The sequence below is a fragment of the Pseudomonas chlororaphis genome (assembly GCF_001921865.1).
Lineage (GTDB): Bacteria > Pseudomonadota > Gammaproteobacteria > Pseudomonadales > Pseudomonadaceae > Aquipseudomonas > Aquipseudomonas chlororaphis_D.
Genome location: NZ_MSCT01000018.1, coordinates 1 through 18,166, shown reverse-complemented (window position 1 = coordinate 18,166; position 18,166 = coordinate 1). Strand labels below are relative to the sequence as shown.

Genomic DNA, 18,166 nt, shown 5'->3' with positions numbered 1-18,166 from the left:
GATGAACGGCTTTCTTTAAACGCTTGTTCGAATGCCGCTCTCTGTAGCCGCTGGCGCAGCCTGCGATCGAGTGCGCAGCACTCGCAAAGGCACGCAATGCGATTCGCCTGGAAGACTCGACCCTCAGACCCGGCGTCCGCTGCGCGGCCGAACGCAGGCTGCGCCAGCGGCTACAGGGACTGCGGACTCTTGCCCGATCGGTGTAGCCGCTGCCGGAGGCTGCGTACGAGCGGCACGCTCGCAGCAATCTTGCAGACGCCGCAGACCCTGCGGGTCTTGCGCAGCCTCGCGGGCTCGGCAGCGGCTACAGAGGGCGCAGGCGCAACCCTGGGTTTTGACAAGCGCCGCCCGCTGCTGCAAAGTGCGCGCCCTCTAATAAGACCCTCCTTTTCCATCCGGCGTCGGCAGTCGTTGCCCTCTGGCCGGACTCATTCTGTTGGCGGCGTTTTCGTGCCGCCGTGCCATGAGGTAACGATGATTAATGCAGTAATTGCCGCGGTCGGCGTGATGCTGGTCCTCAGCCTGTCCCGCGTGCATGTGGTGATCGCCCTGATCGTCGGCGCGCTGGTGGGCGGCTTGACGGGCGGCCTGGGCATCGAGGCGACGCTCAAGGCGTTCAACAACGGCCTCGGTGGCGGGGCGACGGTGGCCTTGTCCTACGCCTTGCTCGGCGCCTTCGCGGTGGCGATCGCCAAGTCCGGCCTGGCCCACGCCCTGGCGGACAAGATCCTGCTGCTGGTCGACCGCCAGGACAGCCACGGCGGCGGCAGCGTCAAATGGCTGCTGATCGGCCTGTTGTGGGTGGTGGCGATCGCTTCGCAGAACATCCTGCCGATCCACATCGCGTTCATTCCGCTGCTGGTGCCGCCGCTGTTGTATGTGCTGAGCAAATTGCAGCTGGATCGGCGGCTGATCGCCTGCGTCATCACCTTCGGCCTGATCACGCCGTACATGTTCCTGCCGGTGGGCTTCGGCAACATCTTCCTCAACGAGATCCTGCTGGCCAACGTCGCCCGCAGCGGCGTGGACGTAAGCAATATCAACGTCACCCACGCCATGGGTATTCCGGCGCTGGGCATGGTCTTCGGCCTGTTGCTGGCCTTCGTCAGCTACCGCAAGAAACGCGTGTACGACCTGGAGCTGATCGAAAAGGTCGAGCAGGTGACGGTGCAGTACAACCCGCGCACGCTGCTGGTGGCGGGCCTGGCGATTGTCGCGGCCTTCGTCATCCAGTTGCTCCTGGACTCGATGATTATCGGCGCGCTGTCCGGCTTCCTGATCTTCTCGGTGTCGGGCATCGTGCGCTGGCGCGAGACCGACGACCTGTTCACCGAAGGCATGAAGATGATGGCGATGATCGGCTTCATCATGATCGCCGCCGCGGGTTTCGCCGAGGTGATGAAGGCCACCGGCGAAGTGAAGAACCTGGTGGAGGCTTCGGCCAGCTGGATCGGTCACAGCAAAGCCGTCGGCGCCTTGTTGATGTTGCTGGTGGGGCTGCTGGTGACCATGGGCATCGGTTCGTCGTTCTCCACGGTGCCGATCCTGGCGACCATCTTCGTGCCGCTGTGCGTGCAACTGGGCTTCAGCCCGCTGGCGATCGTCTGCATCGTCGGCACCGCCGGCGCCCTGGGCGACGCCGGCTCGCCCGCCTCGGACTCGACCCTGGGCCCGACCTCCGGCCTGAACATCGATGGCCAGCACCACCATATCTGGGACACCGTGGTCCCGACCTTCCTGCATTACAACCTGCCGCTGCTGGCCTTCGGCTGGGTCGCGGCGATGGTGCTCTGAGGGCGCGGGTCTTAGTTACACCGCGTTGTCCCCATCGCGAGCAAGCTGCGCTCCTACAGTTGAGGCTTTTGTAGGAGCGCAGCTTGCTCGCGAAAAATCTCACGGGCGATGCGTAGTTTCTGATTAAACGCGTCGCTGGCGAGGCTCAACTTTTGATTCGGCGTGCCGTTAATGGCTGTACTACGCCCAACAAAATCGAGAGTGAGCCTCCTATGCGTCTAAGTCTGAAGGGCAAAGTCCTGTCCCTCGCGGTCCTCCCGGTCCTGTTGTTCGCGCTGGTGATCAGCCTGACCACGGTCGTCATGCTCAAGGAGCAAGCCCGCAAAGAAGTGGACGAGACCCGCCAGCGCCTGCTCGGCGAGGCCAAGACCACCCTGCAAAGCTATGTGGAAGTCGCCCTGAGCACCGTCAAGCCGCTCTACGACGCGGCGGCGCCCGGCGATACGGCGGCTCGCGCGCAAGTGGTGAAGCTGCTGTCGAACATCACCTACGGCAAGGACGGTTACTTCTTCGGCTACGACTCCGAGACCGTGCGCCTGTTCAAAGGCAACAGCCCGGACGGCGTCGGCAAGAGTTTCAAGGACAACCGCGACCCCAACGGCGTGTACGTCAACCGCGAGCTGGTCAAGGTCGGCAAGGACGGCAGCCACTACGTGCAGTACAGCTCGACCCAGCCGGGCAGCGACGTGCTGGTGCCCAAGCTGGGGTATACCGAATACCTGCCCAAGTGGGACATGGTCATCGGTTCCTCGGTGAACCTGGACGGCATCGACGCCCAGGTGGCCGAGGTCGAGGCCAGCGTCAACCAGCGCATGCAGGGCATGGTCCTGAGCATCATTGGCATTGCCGGGGTGGTGCTGCTGGTGATCGCCGCTATCGGCATGTTGGTGGCCAATACCATCCTGCGGCCGCTGAACCTGATGAAGATCAACCTCGACGATATCGCTGCCGGCGAGGGCGACCTGACTCGCCGCCTGGCCATCACCAGCCAGGATGAACTGGGCGACCTGGCCGGCTCCTTCAACCGTTTCGTCGACAAGATCCACAGCCTGGTGCGGCAGATCACCGAGATGACCGGGCAGTTGACCGGCCTGGTGGCCCAGGTTTCGGAACAGGCCCAGCGCTCCGAACAAGCCATGGAGCGCCAGCGCCACGAGACCGACCAGGTGGCCACGGCGATCAACGAAATGTCTTCGGCAGCCCAGGAAGTCGCGCGCAGCGCCCAGGGCGCGGCGGTGGCGGCGCAGCAGACCGATGAGGAAGGCCAGGCGGCCAAGCGCGTGGTGGACGGCAGCATCCAGCAGATCCATGCGCTGGTCAGCGATATCCGTAATAGCGGCACCTCCCTGGACAGCTTGCAGAAGGACGTGACGTCGATCGTCAGCGTGCTCGACGTGATCCGTTCGATCGCCGAGCAGACCAACTTGCTGGCCCTCAACGCCGCCATCGAGGCGGCGCGGGCCGGCGAAGCCGGGCGTGGGTTCGCGGTCGTGGCCGACGAAGTCCGGGCGCTGGCCAGCCGGACCCAGCAGAGCACCCAGGAAATCCAGGGCATGATCGACCGCCTGCAACAGGGCACGCGCACCGCCGTGGAGGCCATGCGCCGCTCCAGCGATGCCGGCGACGGCACCTCGCACCAGGCCAACGAGGCCGGGGCCTCGCTGGACGCCATGGCGCAGTTGATCGGCACCATCAACTCGATGAACGCGCAGATCGCCAGCGCCGCCGAAGAACAGACCGCGGTGGCCGAGGAGATCAACCGCAGCGTGCATCAGATCGCGGTAGCGGTGGACAGCGTCGCCGACCAGACCCAGCTCGGCGCCCAGACCTCGCGCAGCCTGGCGGACCTCGGCCAGCACCTGGGCAGGCTGGTGGGGCAGTTCCGTATCTGAGCCATTGAGGTGGCTATCGCGAGCAAGTGCGCTCCTACAGGGTTTGTAGGGGCGAGCTTGCTCGCGATGGCGTCCGTAGCCTCACACCCACAACCCTGCCAATAACGCGACCTTATTGTTTTCGCGGTTTACCGCTCCCCGGGATATGCAGGTAGGACATCACGCTTTCCGTCAATTCGGTGGCCAGCTTGACGGCTTCCTTGTTGCGCGCCATCACACCTGCCACCAACCCCTCGATCAGGGCCAGCACGGCGATGTTGGAACTGGTCATGACCGGATGGTCGGCAGGGGCGAACAGCACATGTTCGGCGATGCCGGCCAGCGGCGAGGCGGGTGAGTCGGTGATGGCCAGCACCGAGGCTCCGCGTTCATTGGCGAACCGCGCCAGTTGCAGGGTATCCAGGGAGTAGCGCGGCAGGGAGATTGCCAGCAAGACATCCTGGTCGGTGATCGCCGCCAGCCGGTAAGCGGCATTTTCGTTGCCGCCTTCCATACTGATGGCGCAGGCGTCGGCACAGAAGGGCATCAGGGTCGACGCGGCAAGACCGGCGAAGTAGACACTGTTGCCGAAGCCCAGGATGTAGATCTTGCGCGCCTGGGTCAGGCGAGTGACGAAGGCATCGAAGGTCTGTGCATGGTTGTTGGTCGCTGCGGTGGCGAGGTTGCTGCTGGCGCTCTGGATCTGCTCGTGCAGGCCAAAGGCGCCGCCGGGACGATGAGCCAGTTCGTTGCGCAGCTTGTCGACCGGAGACACCATTTGCTGCAGCGTCGCCACCAGCTCGGTCTTCATTCCGGTATAGCCACCGAGGTCCAGGGTCTTGGCCAGGCGGTTGACCGCCGCCGCCGAGGTCGACGTTGCCTGCGCCATCTCCTCGATGGTCAGGGTCGCCGCGCGCAAGGGATGTCGCAGGATGAAATCCGCCACCTTGCGCAGCGAGGGCGGCAGGTCGGTTACGATTTCCGCCAGTTTGCGCATCACCGGAGCGGCATAGACCGTGGTGTCTTTCATTGGGCTCGGCATATCCGGCTCGACATTTCCAGAGAGGTGAGGAAGGGGGCACAAGGCAGTCGGAAGTGTATCTGAAGCCGCCCCCTGGCGTGCAGCGTCGATCCAGGGGGCGGGCGGGTCATTTCAGGTTGTTGGCGAGAAATTGCCGCAGGCGTTCGGACTGTGGCTTGAGCAGCACTTCGCGCGGGTCGCCGCGTTCCTCGACCAGGCCCTGGTGCAGGAACACCAGTTGGTTCGATACCTCGCGGGCAAAGCCCATTTCATGGGTCACCACGACCATGGTGCGACCTTCCCGCGCCAGGTCCTGCATCACCTTGAGCACGTCGCCGACCAGTTCGGGGTCGAGGGCCGAGGTCGGTTCGTCGAACAGCATGACTTCCGGCTCCATGGCCAGCGCCCTGGCGATTGCCACGCGCTGTTGTTCGCCGCCGGACATGTGGGCCGGCCAGGCGTCCTTGCGGTGCGCCACGCCGACCTTGGCCAGGTAGTGCTCGGCTTTTTCCCGGGCTTCGGCCTTGGACACGCCCAGCACATGCACCGGTGCTTCCATGATGTTTTCGATGGCGGTCATGTGCGACCACAGGTTGAAATGCTGGAACACCATCGACAGTTGCGAGCGCATGCGTTGCAACTGCCGGGGTTCGGCCGCCTTGAGTTCGCCGTGTTTGTTGGCCCGCAGTTTGAGGGCTTCGCCATTGAGCACGATGTTGCCCGCGCTGGGCTGCTCCAGCAGGTTGATGCAACGCAGGAAGGTGCTCTTGCCCGAACCGCTGGAGCCAATGAGGCTGATCACGTCGCCGGCTTTGGCTTGCAGGGACACGCCCTTGAGCACTTGGTGGGAGCCGTAGCTTTTGTGCAGATCCTGGATTTCAAGTGTGTACATGGTGGCTATTCTCTGAAATCAGTCGCTGAGCAAGCGACCCTGGCGAATGGGGGTATTGCCGGCCACTTTGGCCAGCCACAGACCGGGTTGGGCAAAGCGCAGGCGTTCGCGGGCATAGAGGATGCCGTCGGTGGCGGCCTGGACCAGGCTGTGGCGATCGGTCAGCGGGTCGATGACTTCGAACAGCGGATCGCCGACCGAGACCCGCGCGCCCAGGGGTTGCAGGTAGCTCACCACCCCTGGGTGCGGCGCGTAGGCGTACTGCGCGCCGGCAAAGGGGGTCGCTTCGCAGATGCAAGGCGGCTCTGGCGGCCAGTCGCCGGTGATCAGGCCCTGGTCGGCGAGGTAGCCGAGAATGGCCTGGGCGCTGTCGATGCAGGGCTCGCGCTCGGTGTCCGCCATGCCGCGCAATTCGATGGTGGTGGCGACGCATGCCAGTGGAATGTCGGCCTCTGGAAAATGCTCGGCCAGTTGCAGCCAGGGGCTGGCGCAGGCTTCGTCGAAGGCGCTGCCGCCCGCGGCTTCGGCCAGCAGGGCGACCCCGGCGTACAAGCGGGCGGCCAGCGAGCGCAAACGTGGCCAGTTCTGCGGCATGGCGTACAGCAGCATGACCGACTCGAAATCGCAGTGCAGGTCCAGCACCACGTCGGCGTCGCAGGCATGCTGCAACAACAGACGGCGCAAGCCATCGAGTTCCGATGCCGGCGCTGGCAGCTGTTCGAGGGCTTCGCCCATGGTGCGGCGGATGAGCGCGACGTTGGCGCCGGCATCATCGCCCAGGCGTCCGGCGAGTAACGGCACGATGGCGTCGGTCAACTCCGGGAAATCGCGATTGAAGTTCTTGCCGCTGCCGAACTCGAAGCGGCCTTGGTGGGTCGCCTGGAACATCTGGGCGATGCCGATCGGGTTGGCGATCGGCACCAGTTCGATCGTGCCGTTCAGGCGGCCCTGGGCTTCCAGTTCGAGCAGGCAGCGCTTGAGCTCGACGGCCACCCGCATGCCCGGCAGTTCATCGGCATGCAAAGAGGCCTGGATATAGGCCTTGCGCGGCCCGTTGCCAAAACGGAACAGCGACAGCAGGCGTTCGGTGCCAGAGGCGCTCCATGGCAAACGGTATTGAATGTGTTCCATAACAACTCCTCAGTGCTTGCGCGGCGCCTGGTACGCCAGCCAGCGGCGTTCGGCCAGCTTGAACAGGCGCACCAGAATGAAGGTCAGGACCAGATAGATGAGCCCGGCGGTGATGAACGCCTCGAACGGCAGGTAGAACCGCGAGCTGACAGTGCGCGCGGCCCCCGTGATATCGACCAGGGTGACGATGGACGCCAGGCTGGTGGTCTGCAGCATCATCAGGACTTCGTTGCTGTACTGCGGCAGCGCCCGGCGCAAGGCCGATGGCAAGAGAATTCGCCGGTACAGGGTGCTGCGCGACATGCCCATGGCCCGGGCGGCTTCGATCTCGCCATGGGCAGTGGACTTCAGGCTACCGGCCAGCAATTCGGCGCTATAGGCACCGGTGTTGAGCGCGAAAGCCAGGCAGGCACAGAAGGTCGCGCTGGAGAGGTAGGGCCAGAGCGCACTCTGGCGGACCGCCTCGAACTGGGCCAGGCCGTAATAGATCAGGAACAGCTGCACCAGCATCGGCGTTCCGCGGATCACGTAGGTGTAGAGCCAGGCCGGGACGTTGAGCAGCGGCGAGCGCGACACTCGCATCAGGGCCACGGGGACGGCCAGCGCCAGGCCGCAGGCCAGGGAAACCAGCAGCACTTTCAAGGTCACCAGGACGCCGCCGAAGTACAGCGGCAGGTTGTCCCAGATCAGGTGGTAGTCGAGCATCACGGAGACTCCAATCACAGTTCGGCGGCTTTGATGCCGACCGAGTAGTGTTTTTCCAGGTAGCGCAGCACCAGCAGCGACAGGCTGGTCAGCAGCAGGTACAACGCCGCCACGGCGAGAAAGAAGGTGAAAGGCTCATGGGTGGCGTCCGCGGCGTTCTTGGCCTTGAACATCATGTCCTGCAGGCCGATCACCGAGATCAGCGCGGTGGACTTGGTCAGCACCAGCCAGTTGTTGGTGAAGCCGGGAATGGCGAAGCGGATCATCTGTGGCACCAGGATTCGCCAGAACACCTGCGTGCCCCGCATTCCATAGGCCACGCCGGCCTCGGCCTGGCCCTTGGGGATCGCCATGAAGGCGCCGCGGAAGGTTTCCGAGAGGTAGGCACCGAAAATGAAGCCCATGGTGCAGACGCCGGCGATAAAGGGGTTGATGTCCAGGTAGCGGGTGTAACCGAGTGCCAGGGCGATGCGGTTCACCAGATCCTGGCCGCCATAGAAGATCAGCAGGATCAGTACCAGGTCGGGGATCCCGCGGATCAGGGTGGTGTAACCCTCGCCCAGCAGCGCCAGCCATCTGAGCGGCGACAGGCGAAAGGCCGCGCCGATCAGGCCCAGGACAATGGCCAGGGCCATGGAGGTCAGGGCCAGGTGAATGGTCAGCCAGGCACCATCGAGAATGCTCGATCCGTAGCCGTGGAGCATGATGAAGTTCCTCAAGCGAGCGCCGCGCAGGCGCAAAACAGGCCCGAAGCGGCACCGCGACGAGGCGGTGCCTGGGCGATGGACAAGGCTTATTTGCCGTAGATATCGAACGCGAAGTAACGGGCCATGACCTGCTGGTACTTGCCGTTGGCGCGAATGGCGTCGATCGCTGCATTCAGGCGGGCGACGTTGGCGCTGTCGCCCTTGCGCACGGCGATCCCGGCGCCCCGGCCGAAATAGTTCGGGTCGGTGATATCCGGTCCGACCAGGGCGAAACCTTTGCCCGCCGCTGTCTTGATAAAGCTCTCGTCGGTATTGACGATGTCGGCGAGGGTGGCGTCCAGGCGCCCTGCGGCGAGATCGAGGAAGGCTTCGTTCTGCGAGGCGTAGCGCACCACCTCGACCCCGGCATCCGCCAACTGCTCGGTGGCGAAGCGGTCATAGGTCGAGGCACGCTGCACACCGACTTTCTTGCCCTTGAGGTCGACCCGCGGATCGTTGAGCACGTTGCCGGCCTTCATCGCGAACTTACCCGGCGTGTGGTAGTACTTCTGACTGAAGTCGACCGACTTCAACCGGTCTTCGGTAATCGACATCGACGACAACACGGCATCGATCTTGCGCACTTTCAGTGAAGGAATCATGCCGTCGAATTCCTGGATGACCCACTCGCATTTCACCTTCATCTCTTCGCACAGGGCGTTGCCGATGTCGTAGTCGAAGCCGCTGACGTTGCCCTCCGGTGTCTTGAAGGAGAAAGGCGGGTAGGCGGCTTCGATACCGATACGCAGGCTGTCGTCGTCGGCGTGGGCCAGGAAGCTTGCGGCGCATAGCGCCAGAACACCTAGAAGTTCTGTCTTGTTCATCTTGTTGACTCCTTGGGGGTGGGCATTGGGGTGGTGCGGGCCGTCCGCGCTGGCCGGATGCTTCAGTCCTGGTGATGGGTGCGAGGCTATAAATGACATGTATTATTTCATAAATCTATATTCTGAAAATAATAATGTCAATTCGGGGCGTGCAAAAGCCCGACGGTGTCGGTCGACACTGACGCGGCGGAGGGCTTCGCGGGTTGGTATTCGGGGTTGTTATGTCAGGGTGATCGCGGACCGATTGTTCTGGCAGGCGTGGGGCTGGCCTGCGATGGCGCCAGGCAAGACGCCATGTCGACCGGGATTACCCCGCGCTATTCGGCGTGACGTCGCGCATCAGCAAGGCGAACCGCAGGTCCACCGCGTCCGGGATCGGCAGGTACACCGTGTGCCCGTCCCCCGGCGCGACCTCGATCGGCTCGCCGCGCACGTTCTGCAACTGGTGCAGGTCGAAGTGGAAATTGCCCTTGGGGGTCATCAATTCCATGTGGTCGCCCAGGGCAAAGCGGTTCTTCACCTTCACCTCGGCCAGGCGGTCACGGCGCTCGCCGGTGAGTTCGCCGACGAACTGCTGGCGCTCCGACACCGAGCTGCCGTTCTGGTAGTTCTGGTATTCGTCGTGCACATGGCGGCGCAGGAAACCTTCGGTGTAGCCGCGCTGGGCCAGGGATTCCAGGTCGCTCATCAGGCTGCGGTCGAACGCGCGGCCGGCCGCCGCGTCGTCGATGGCCCGGCGATAGACCTGGGTGGTACGGGCGCAATAGAAGTGCGACTTGGTGCGGCCCTCGATCTTCAGCGAGTGCACGCCCATCTGCGTCAGGCGGCCGACGTGCTGCACCGCGCGCAGGTCCTTGGCGTTCATGATGTAGGTGCCGTGCTCGTCCTCGAAGGCCGGCATCGCCTCGTCCGGGCGGTTGGCTTCGCGCAGCAGGAACACCTGCTCGGTCGGCGCGCCCAGGCCGAGGGTCGGTTCCGGCTGGAATGCCTGGACGATGTCGCCGACAACGTTCTCGGTGGCTTCCTGGGCCTGGTATTTCCAGCGACAGGCGTTGGTGCAGGTGCCCTGGTTGGCGTCGCGCTTGTTCATGTACCCCGACAGCAGGCAGCGCCCGGAATAGGCCATGCACAGGGCGCCGTGGACGAACACTTCCAGCTCCATGCCCGGCACTTGCTGGCGGATCTCCTCGATCTCCTCCAGGGACAGCTCGCGGGACAGGATGATCCGGCTCAGGCCTTGCAACTGCCAGAACTCGACGCTGGCCCAGTTCACGGTGTTGGCCTGCACCGACAGGTGGATCGGCATCCGGGGGAAGTGCCGGCGTACCAGCATGATCAGCCCCGGGTCGGACATGATCAGCGCGTCCGGGGCCATTGCGATCACCGGCGCCAGGTCCTTGAGGAAGGTCTTGAGCTTGGCGTTGTGCGGGGCGATGTTGACCACCACATAGAAGCGCTTGCCCTGGGCTTGGGCCTCGCGGATGCCGAGGGCCAGGTTGGCGTGGTCGAATTCGTTGTTGCGCACCCGCAGGCTGTAGCGCGGCTGGCCGGCGTATACCGCGTCGGCGCCGTAGGCGAAGGCGTAGCGCATGTTTTTCAGGGTGCCGGCGGGGGCGAGCAGTTCGGGGCGGGCGAGGGGCGTCATGGCAAGGGTCGGCGGCAAAAGAGCGCGAGGGTAAGCCCAGGGGCGGCGGGCTTCATTGACCTGGATCTATGCCGGCGAATAAAACAGGGCACTCGGCACACGCAGGGACCAAGACCTTAAGTGCTTCGCGACGCCTTGACGACATGGCGCGGACCCGAACCAGAATGCGGTGCAAAACAAGCGCCTGCGGCTTTTGCTGGCCGTCGTGCTTATCTGGATCCTGTTGCCTTTCTACTACAGAGTGTCGAACCGGGCGCTGTTCGTCGCGATTTGGCCGCGGGCCCGACGGCCGTTGCCTTAGGCGCGCAGCAATGGGCGCTCCAGCTTCTGCGACAGGGCCTGGGCGGCGGTCAACGAGGTGAGCGGGCCGCTGACCGGCTCGCCGTCGCGCACCAGATACCAGCAGGCCAGCAAGCCCAGCTCCCTGAGCGAAGCGGGAACGGCGCTGCCGATAACGGACATGATCTGAACCTTGGGCATGAGTAGGTACCTCCATCGATCTATGGAGCTACCTTACGGATCGCCAGGTGCTGCGAAAAATCAACGCGCTCGATAGTGGACATTGATCGGGCCGAAAAAGCCCGATGGCCCATTCAGTCGACGACTTGATCGAGCATATGGACCACTTCCGGGTCATGCAGCAGGCCCTTGCGCACCAGGTGCTCGGCCAGCAGGGCCAGGAACTTGGCATTGCGATGGCCTTCCAGGTGCTTGAGCTCGGTCAGGGCGCTGTACACCTTGCTGGCGGTTCCCAGGGTGGGGGAGTGGTGGGGGTTCTGTGTCGGCATGGGAATCGTCCTTGTTGTTATCGGGCCGTTTTATGGACAGATCCGATCTTGCGGACCTGAAATGACATAAATATGACAGCCGTGGACCTGCGCGCTCGGGCTGCCGCTGTCACTACTATTGCCGGATTGAAACGCAAAAACTGTTCCGGCAGCGACCTTTGCGAGATTTATTCAGACGTTTGGGTGATGGCAAAATGCAACAAGCCCCGCTGGCAAGGGCGGGGCTTGTTGGGCAGGCACCTGGCTTACCAGCGGCCAGGACCGTAATAGTAATGGCGCGGCGGGCCGTAATAGCCGCGAGGCGGACCGTAGTAGACCGGAGCCGGGCGGTAGTAGACCGGTGGAGCTTCCACGTACACCGGTTGCGGCGGGTAGTAGACCGGTGGCGGCGCGGCATACACCGGCTGCGGTTGAACATAGACCGGTTGCTGCACGTACACCGGACGGCTCTGGTTGGCGATGACCGAACCCACTACCGCGGCGCCGACCACGGCACCGAACACCGCCGGCCCACCCCAACCACCACCGTGGGCGGACGCTTGACCGGCGACAGCGAGTGCACCAATGAGCAAGGCTATCTTGGGGATTTTACGAATCATGGCTATTCCTCGGTTCCGACCCCAGCGCTCGTTCTGCAATAGAAACGAGGACTGTCGCGGGGATACTTCTAAGACAGCGTTTCCCTGAAAAACTGCACAGCCGCTGGGTAAATTTTGTGTAAGGTCGTGTACCGGTTTCTTTACCCGAGCCCGTGGCGCGGCGGGCCTGTTTTTCAGGTCGCGTCGACATGATCGGGCAGAACCCGGGAGCTGGCTAATCCCGCCCATCCGAAAGTGCCTTGCAAGGAGATCCACATGCAGATGAACCCCAATAAAGACACCCAGTTGTGCATGTCGCTGTCAGGGCGTCCGGGGAATTTCGGCCTGCGCTTTCATAACCATCTGTACGAGCAGTTGGGGTTGAATTTTTACTACAAGGCCTTCAGCAGCCAGGACCTGCCAGGCGCCGTGGGCGGGATCCGCGCCCTGGGCATTCGCGGCTGCGGCGTGTCCATGCCGTTCAAGGAGGCCTGCATTGCCCTGGTGGACGAACTGGATGCCTCGGCCAGCGCAATCCAGTCGATCAACACCATCGTCAACACCAACGGCCACCTCAAGGCCTACAACACTGACTACATTGCCGTCGCCCAGTTGCTCGACAGCCACAGGATCCCCAAGGACACCCGCTTCGCCCTGCGCGGCAGCGGCGGCATGGCCAAGGCGGTAGCCAGCGCCCTGCGCGACGGCGGTTACCGCGATGGGGTGATCGTCGCGCGCAATGCCGGGGCGGGGCAGGCGCTGGCCGAGTCCCTGGGTTATGTCTGGCAGGCGGAACTGGGCGAGCTGCGCCCGCAGATGCTGATCAACGTCACCCCGATTGGCATGAGCGGCGGCGCGGAAGCCGACCAGCTGGCGTTCCCGGCCGAGGCGATCGAGGCCGCGCGCACGGTGTTCGACGTGGTCGCGATCCCCGTGGAAACCCCGTTGATCCAGCGCGCCCGGGCCGAAGGCAAGCAGGTGATCAGCGGCCTGGAAGTGATCGCCATCCAGGCGCTGGAGCAGTTCGTGCTGTACACCGGCGTGCGCCCCAGCGCGGAGCAGTTCCAGCAGGCGGTGGCCTTCGCCAGGGCTTGAGCGGAGTTGACAAGGGCAGGTTGGGCGGATGGAACCCTGCCTATACTGGTCGCCAGCAAGCAAAGACTTGCCCTTGTTTCCTGTCACCGTGATCGAGGTCTGTATGCCACCTGCCATTCTCAATCTGGATCAGGCGGACCTTCAGCCGCTGCCTGAAGCGCTTGCCCCAACCGGCGACACTGCCGGCCGTTATCAACAGCGCATCGCCCGTATTGGCCAGCAACTGGGCGCCCGGAAACTCGGCTACCGGCTGATTGCTCTGGGCCCGGGGATGCGTGCCAGTCCCTTTCATAACCATCGCGTCAACGAGGAGATGTTCTACATAGTCGCGGGCGAGGGCGAGATTCGCCTCGGTGCCGAGCGTTTCGCCATCCGCGCCGGCGACGTGATCGCCTGCCCGCCGGGCGATATGGACACGGCGCACCAGATCATCAACAACAGCCAGGGCGAACTGCGGTATCTGGCGGTTAGCACCCAGGAGGCGCCGGAGATCTGTGAGTATCCGGATTCTGGCAAATACGTGGTGATGAAGGATTTCCAGATCGACGACCAAGGCAAGGCGTCAGGGTTCGTCGCAGTGGCGCGGCATACGGATGGGGTGGATTACTGGGAGGGGGAGTAGGCGGCATCTCTGCGACTCAGCTTCGATCGCAACCTGGGGCAGCGGCTACAAGGCGCTGCCCCAGTTCCGGGGCGATCAGCCTTCGAGCTTCGCCAGGCGTTCTTCGAGGGCGGCGATGCGGGCTTCCAGTTCCTCGATGCGCTCGGCGGACACGCCGCTGGCGGAACTGCGCTCTACCGGGTTCTGCCGGGCGGCGAGGATCGCCTCGATATCCGCCGGGTCGCCCAGGGCATGCATGTAGCGGTCTTCCCGCTGGCCGGCCTGACGTGGAATCAACAGCGCCAGCTCGCGGGCGATCAGGCGCTCCAGTTGATGCACCACTTGTTCGCTGTCTTCGAAGTCGTGCATGCGGCCGCTGCGGGTCAGCAGTTCGTTGACGGTCTGCGGGCCGCGCAAGAACAGCAGGCCAATCAGCGTCACCTGGGCCGGCACCAGTTCCAGCACCTTGTCCAGGCGATGCTCCCAGCGGTCGGCGCGGCTGCCCATCACCAGGCGGGCGAAGCCGCGGTTCTCCAGGGCCCGCAGGCTCTGGCCGACCTGGCCCTGGGTGAGGTTCATCACCGGTTCGCGGCTGGTTTTCTGGTTGCAGGCGATGACCAGCGCGTTGAGGGTCAGCGGATAGGTTTCCGGGCTGGTGGCCTGTTTCTCGATCAGCGAGCCGAGGATGCGCAGCTCGGTGCCGGTCAGTCGTTCGCTGGAGTGTTCTTGCTCGATGCTCATCGCGCGTTCCCTATGCTGTCGAAGGCGACTAGCCTAATCCTTGCTGGATAAAAGACAAGCCGCCCCAGGGCACCAAGCCGGTCTATAATCGCGCCACCTTTGTTTCCGCTTTTTTCCGTCAGCCTGTCGAGACCCTCATGACCATTTCCCTGTACGCCGCCTCCGTTCCTGTCTTCAAGCAAATGCTCAATGCCCTGAGCGATGTCCTGAACAAGGCCGAAGCTCACGCCACGGCGAAGAATATCGACCCGAACGCTTTCCTGCAGGCTCGCCTGTACCCGGACATGTTCCCGCTGATCCGCCAGGTACAGATCGCCGTGGATTTCGCCAAGGGCGTTTCCGCGCGCCTGGCGGAAGTCGAACTGCCGAAATACGACGACAGCGAAACCACCTTCGCCGAGCTGCAAGCGTTGCTGGCCAAGGTGCTGGCGTTTATCGACGGTATCCAGCCGGCGCAGATCGATGGCAAGGAAGGCATCGAGATCGTGACCCGCCCGGGCACCCCGAAAGAGAAGCGCTTCAGCGGCCAGTCCTACCTGCTGACCTATGGCCTGCCGCAGTTCTTCTTCCACGTCACCACCACCTACGCGATCCTGCGCCACAATGGCGTGGAAATCGGCAAGCGCGACTACATGGGCGCCTTCTGACAGGCGTTTCCCGGACAGCTGTGTCCTGAAAAGCCGGGCGTAAACCCGGCAGATAAAAAAGCCCGGCCAGGTGAACCTGGCCGGGCTTTTTCTTGCGCGCAGCTTGCAGCGATCAGGCGGCCTGCTGGGCCTTTTCTTCTTGGGCCATGCACGCGGCGGCGGTGAACAGCACGTCGGTGGAGGAGTTCAGCGCGGTTTCCGCCGAGTCCTGCAGTACGCCGATGATGAAACCGACCGCGACCACCTGCATGGCGATTTCGCTGGGGATGCCGAACAGGCTGCACGCCAGTGGAATCAGCAGCAGCGAACCGCCGGCCACGCCGGAAGCGCCGCAGGCGCAGATAGCCGCGACCACGCTGAGCAGCACGGCGGTCGGCAGGTCGACGGCGATGCCCAGGGTATGCACGGCGGCCAGGGTCAGCACGGTGATGGTGATGGCGGCGCCGGCCATGTTGATGGTGGCCCCCAGCGGGATCGATACCGAATAGGTGTCTTCATGCAGGCCCAGGCGCTTGCTCAGTTCCAGGTTGACCGGAATGTTGGCCGCCGAGCTGCGGGTGAAGAAGGCCGTGATGCCGCTTTCGCGCAGGCACATGAGCACCAGCGGGAACGGGTTGCGGCGGATCTTCCAGAACACGATCAACGGGTTCATCACCAGCGCGACGAACAGCATGCAGCCGATCAGCACCGCCAGCAGGTGCATGTAACCGAGCAGGGCGCCGAAGCCGGAGGTGGCCAGGGTCGAGGCCACCAGGCCGAAGATGCCCAGCGGGGCGAAGCGGATCACCACCCGCACGATCAGGGTCACGCCATTGGACAAGTCGTCCAGCACGGTGCGGGTGGTCTCGCCGGCATGACGGATCGCCACGCCCATGCCGATGGCCCAGGCCAGGATGCCGATGAAGTTGGCGTTCATCAGTGCGCTGACCGGGTTGTCCACCACGCTCAACAGCAGGCTTTGCAGGACTTCGCTGATGCCGCCGGGGGCGGAGATGGCGACGTCGTGGGTGCTCAGCACCAGCGAGGAAGGGAACAGGCTGCTGGCGATCACCGCGACCACCGCCGCGGCGAAGGTGCCCAGCAGGTAGAGCCAGAGGATCGGGCGGATATGGGTTTCCTGGCCGTGCTTGTGGTTGGCGATGGAGGCCATCACCAGCACGAACACCAGAATCGGCGCGACGGCTTTGAGCGCCGAGACGAAGACCTTGCCGATAAAGGCGGTGTCTTTCGCCAGTTCGGGGGCGAACAGCGCCAGGGCGATACCGGCGACCAGGCCGATGACGATCTGCGTGACCAGGCTGGTGCGTTTGAGTTTTTCCAGGAGCGACGGGGGCGAAGCAGTCATAGCGGTATCTCTGATTTTTTTAATAGACGCGGCGTCGCACAAGGACACGGCGCTGACGAATTACTGAAGGTAGTGGATGGTGCGGCAGGGGGCGGACTTTATCACACGGGGTTCCTGCACGGATGTGACGATCCGCCACCGGCAATGTTAAGGGGTTGAGCGGTTTTTTCGTCGCGACCCACCCATGGCCGGACACATTCTGTTAGGATTTGCCATCCTCTTTTCATCTCCTGTCAGCGGGCCTCGTGGCCATCGCTGATGTCGTCGTTTCCGGAGTTTTCCATGCTGTTGCCCATCCTGCTGTTGTCGGCTGCCGGTTTTACCGTGCTGACGACGGAGTTCATCATTGTCGGCTTGCTGCCCTCGATTGCTCGCGACCTGCACGTCAGCGTGCCCCAGGCCGGCTTGCTGGTGACGCTGTTCGCCTTCACCGTAGCGGCGTTCGGGCCGTTCCTGACCGCCTATTTCGCCCGCTTCCAGCGCAAGCGGCTATTCATTTGCGTGCTGGTGATATTCGGCCTGGCCAACACCCTGGCGGCCCTGGCGCCGAACATCTGGGTGATGGCCGTGGCGCGCCTGATTCCGGCGCTGGGGTTGCCGGTGTTCTGGGCCCTGGCCAGCGAAACCGCGGTGGATATCGTCGGCCCGGACTATGCCGGCCGGGCCATCGCCAAGATCGGCTTCGGCATCGTCTGCGCGACGGTATTCGGGATTCCGGTGGGCACCCTGATTTCCGATGCCTTCGGCTGGCGCAGCGCATTCGCCATCCTGGCGCTGGTGGCCTTTGCCAAGGCACTGCTGCTGTACATCTACCTGCCGCAAACCCGGGTGCACAACGAGCAGGCCAGCCTGCGCTCGCAGTTCGCCATCTTGCGCAGCCCGCTGATGCTCGGGCACGTGTTGCTGTCGATCCTGGTGTTCAGCGGCATGTTCACGGCCTACACCTACTTGGCGGATATCCTCGAGCGCCTGGCCGGATTCAACGGCACGCTGGTCGGCTGGTGCCTGATGGGCTTCGGCGCGGTAGGGCTGATCGGCAACTCGCTGGGCGGCCGGGCGGTGGACCGCCACCCGTTGCTGGCGTCCATGGGGTTCTGCACCCTGATGATCGGCGGCATGGTGGCGCTGGTGCCGAGCATTCACTCGCCGCTGGGGCTGGCCGCGGCCATGGGCATCTGGGGCGTGACCCAGGCGGCGCTGTTCCTGGTCAGCCATGTCCGCCTGATCAAGGCCGCGCCTGAAGCGCCGGCGTTCGCCGCGTCACTGAACATCGCCGGAGCAAACCTGGGGATCGGCCTGGGCGCCATGGTCGGCGGCCGGGTGATCGACACCCTGGGGTTGGGCAGCCTGGGCTTTGCCGCCGCGGGCTTCATCCTGGTGTCGGTCCTCCTGGCGCTGCTGTTGATGACCCTCAAGCCCCAGGCTCGCTGCGCCTGACGCCCCTCAGGCGCCCATCGCGGTGAACAGCTCGCGGCGGGCGCCTTCGGTGATTGCCACGATGCCCGGGTGCTTGACCTTGCGCTCCACCGAAATGGCGTAGAACGACTCGCTGACCGCATCGGTCTGGCCGATCAGTTGCACGCCGTACTGGCGCCGCACTTCGTCGGCGATCACGCTGGGACCGATAAAGATCCCGCTGCCGGACTGGCCGAATGCCTGCATCAAGGCGCTGTCGTCGAACTCGCCGATGATCCTCGGTTGTATCTGCTGCTCGGCGAGCCAGCGCAGCAGGCGGCTGCGCA

The 18,166-nt window shown here is 63.9% G+C and carries 18 protein-coding genes and 2 pseudogenes; 7 read left to right on the top strand and 13 right to left on the bottom strand.

Translation table 11 applies throughout. From position 1 onward, the window contains the following. Positions 1 to 477 precede the first annotated feature (477 nt). The 3 genes and pseudogenes from BTN82_RS19005 (at position 478) to BTN82_RS31910 (ending at position 3,686) form a co-directional block, all read left to right on the top strand. Positions 478 to 1,794, top strand: coding sequence for a Na+/H+ antiporter family protein (locus BTN82_RS19005; protein ID WP_186828424.1), 1,317 nt, complete (start codon positions 478 to 480; stop codon positions 1,792 to 1,794). 212 nt (positions 1,795 to 2,006) lie between these two features. Continuing rightward, positions 2,007 to 2,828: pseudogene (locus tag BTN82_RS31915) on the top strand (cache domain-containing protein); the annotation flags it as partial. Positions 2,829 to 2,864: 36 nt separating this feature from the next. Beyond that, positions 2,865 to 3,686 carry a methyl-accepting chemotaxis protein gene (locus tag BTN82_RS31910; RefSeq protein ID WP_410002832.1) on the top strand — a complete coding sequence of 274 codons (822 nt, stop codon included), beginning with the start codon at positions 2,865 to 2,867 and terminating at the stop codon, positions 3,684 to 3,686. A 112-nt stretch (positions 3,687 to 3,798) separates the two neighbouring features. Here the strand turns inward: BTN82_RS31910 and BTN82_RS18995 are convergent, their stop codons facing one another. From BTN82_RS18995 to BTN82_RS18950, 10 genes are all read right to left on the bottom strand, one after another. Then, entirely contained in the window at positions 3,799 to 4,707 is a 909-nt protein-coding gene (locus tag BTN82_RS18995; protein WP_075120648.1) for a MurR/RpiR family transcriptional regulator, read from the bottom strand. Between the two features lie 106 nt (positions 4,708 to 4,813). Continuing rightward, entirely contained in the window at positions 4,814 to 5,578 is a 765-nt protein-coding gene (locus BTN82_RS18990; protein ID WP_075120647.1) for an ABC transporter ATP-binding protein, read from the bottom strand. An 18-nt stretch (positions 5,579 to 5,596) separates the two neighbouring features. Next, complete coding sequence (locus BTN82_RS18985; protein WP_075120646.1) at positions 5,597 to 6,709, bottom strand: succinylglutamate desuccinylase/aspartoacylase family protein; 1,113 nt, start codon at positions 6,707 to 6,709, stop codon at positions 5,597 to 5,599. Positions 6,710 to 6,718: 9 nt separating this feature from the next. Further along, complete coding sequence (locus tag BTN82_RS18980; RefSeq protein ID WP_410002831.1) at positions 6,719 to 7,414, bottom strand: ABC transporter permease; 696 nt, start codon at positions 7,412 to 7,414, stop codon at positions 6,719 to 6,721. A gap of 14 nt (positions 7,415 to 7,428) precedes the next feature. After that, positions 7,429 to 8,118, bottom strand: coding sequence for an ABC transporter permease (locus BTN82_RS18975; protein WP_075120644.1), 690 nt, complete (start codon positions 8,116 to 8,118; stop codon positions 7,429 to 7,431). Positions 8,119 to 8,207: 89 nt separating this feature from the next. Beyond that, positions 8,208 to 8,984 (bottom strand): ABC transporter substrate-binding protein, encoded by a 777-nt coding sequence (locus tag BTN82_RS18970; protein WP_075120643.1) that lies wholly within the window; start codon positions 8,982 to 8,984, stop codon positions 8,208 to 8,210. A gap of 307 nt (positions 8,985 to 9,291) precedes the next feature. Beyond that, positions 9,292 to 10,629, bottom strand: a complete 1,338-nt coding sequence (gene yegQ / locus BTN82_RS18965) for a tRNA 5-hydroxyuridine modification protein YegQ (protein WP_075120854.1) — start codon at positions 10,627 to 10,629, stop codon at positions 9,292 to 9,294. A 297-nt stretch (positions 10,630 to 10,926) separates the two neighbouring features. Further along, complete coding sequence (locus BTN82_RS18960; protein ID WP_075120642.1) at positions 10,927 to 11,109, bottom strand: hypothetical protein; 183 nt, start codon at positions 11,107 to 11,109, stop codon at positions 10,927 to 10,929. 113 nt (positions 11,110 to 11,222) lie between these two features. Next, positions 11,223 to 11,417, bottom strand: coding sequence for a hypothetical protein (locus BTN82_RS18955; protein ID WP_075120641.1), 195 nt, complete (start codon positions 11,415 to 11,417; stop codon positions 11,223 to 11,225). Between the two features lie 245 nt (positions 11,418 to 11,662). Next, entirely contained in the window at positions 11,663 to 12,016 is a 354-nt protein-coding gene (locus BTN82_RS18950; protein ID WP_075120640.1) for a hypothetical protein, read from the bottom strand. A 255-nt stretch (positions 12,017 to 12,271) separates the two neighbouring features. On the opposite strand from BTN82_RS18950, the gene BTN82_RS18945 reads away from it, so the two are divergent. Together BTN82_RS18945 and BTN82_RS18940 are read left to right on the top strand one after the other, a co-directional pair. Next, complete coding sequence (locus tag BTN82_RS18945; protein WP_075120639.1) at positions 12,272 to 13,090, top strand: shikimate 5-dehydrogenase; 819 nt, start codon at positions 12,272 to 12,274, stop codon at positions 13,088 to 13,090. A gap of 103 nt (positions 13,091 to 13,193) precedes the next feature. Continuing rightward, entirely contained in the window at positions 13,194 to 13,712 is a 519-nt protein-coding gene (locus tag BTN82_RS18940; RefSeq protein WP_075120638.1) for a cupin domain-containing protein, read from the top strand. A 75-nt stretch (positions 13,713 to 13,787) separates the two neighbouring features. Here BTN82_RS18940 and BTN82_RS18935 read toward each other — a convergent pair whose 3' ends face one another. Then, entirely contained in the window at positions 13,788 to 14,432 is a 645-nt protein-coding gene (locus BTN82_RS18935) for a YceH family protein (protein WP_075120637.1), read from the bottom strand. 137 nt (positions 14,433 to 14,569) lie between these two features. Here BTN82_RS18935 and BTN82_RS18930 point away from each other — a divergent pair, with 137 nt between their 5' ends. Then, positions 14,570 to 15,079 carry a DUF1993 family protein gene (locus BTN82_RS18930; protein ID WP_053261899.1) on the top strand — a complete coding sequence of 170 codons (510 nt, stop codon included), beginning with the start codon at positions 14,570 to 14,572 and terminating at the stop codon, positions 15,077 to 15,079. A gap of 112 nt (positions 15,080 to 15,191) precedes the next feature. On the opposite strand, the gene sstT is transcribed toward BTN82_RS18930, so the two are convergent. After that, positions 15,192 to 16,424 carry a serine/threonine transporter SstT gene (gene sstT, locus BTN82_RS18925; protein WP_075120636.1) on the bottom strand — a complete coding sequence of 411 codons (1,233 nt, stop codon included), beginning with the start codon at positions 16,422 to 16,424 and terminating at the stop codon, positions 15,192 to 15,194. 282 nt (positions 16,425 to 16,706) lie between these two features. Between sstT and BTN82_RS18920 the strand changes: the two genes are divergently transcribed. Then, positions 16,707 to 17,861 (top strand): MFS transporter, encoded by a 1,155-nt coding sequence (locus tag BTN82_RS18920; RefSeq protein ID WP_075120635.1) that lies wholly within the window; start codon positions 16,707 to 16,709, stop codon positions 17,859 to 17,861. 6 nt (positions 17,862 to 17,867) lie between these two features. On the opposite strand, the pseudogene BTN82_RS18915 reads toward BTN82_RS18920, so the two are convergent. Continuing rightward, positions 17,868 to 18,166, bottom strand: a pseudogene (locus BTN82_RS18915) (LysR family transcriptional regulator); the annotation flags it as partial.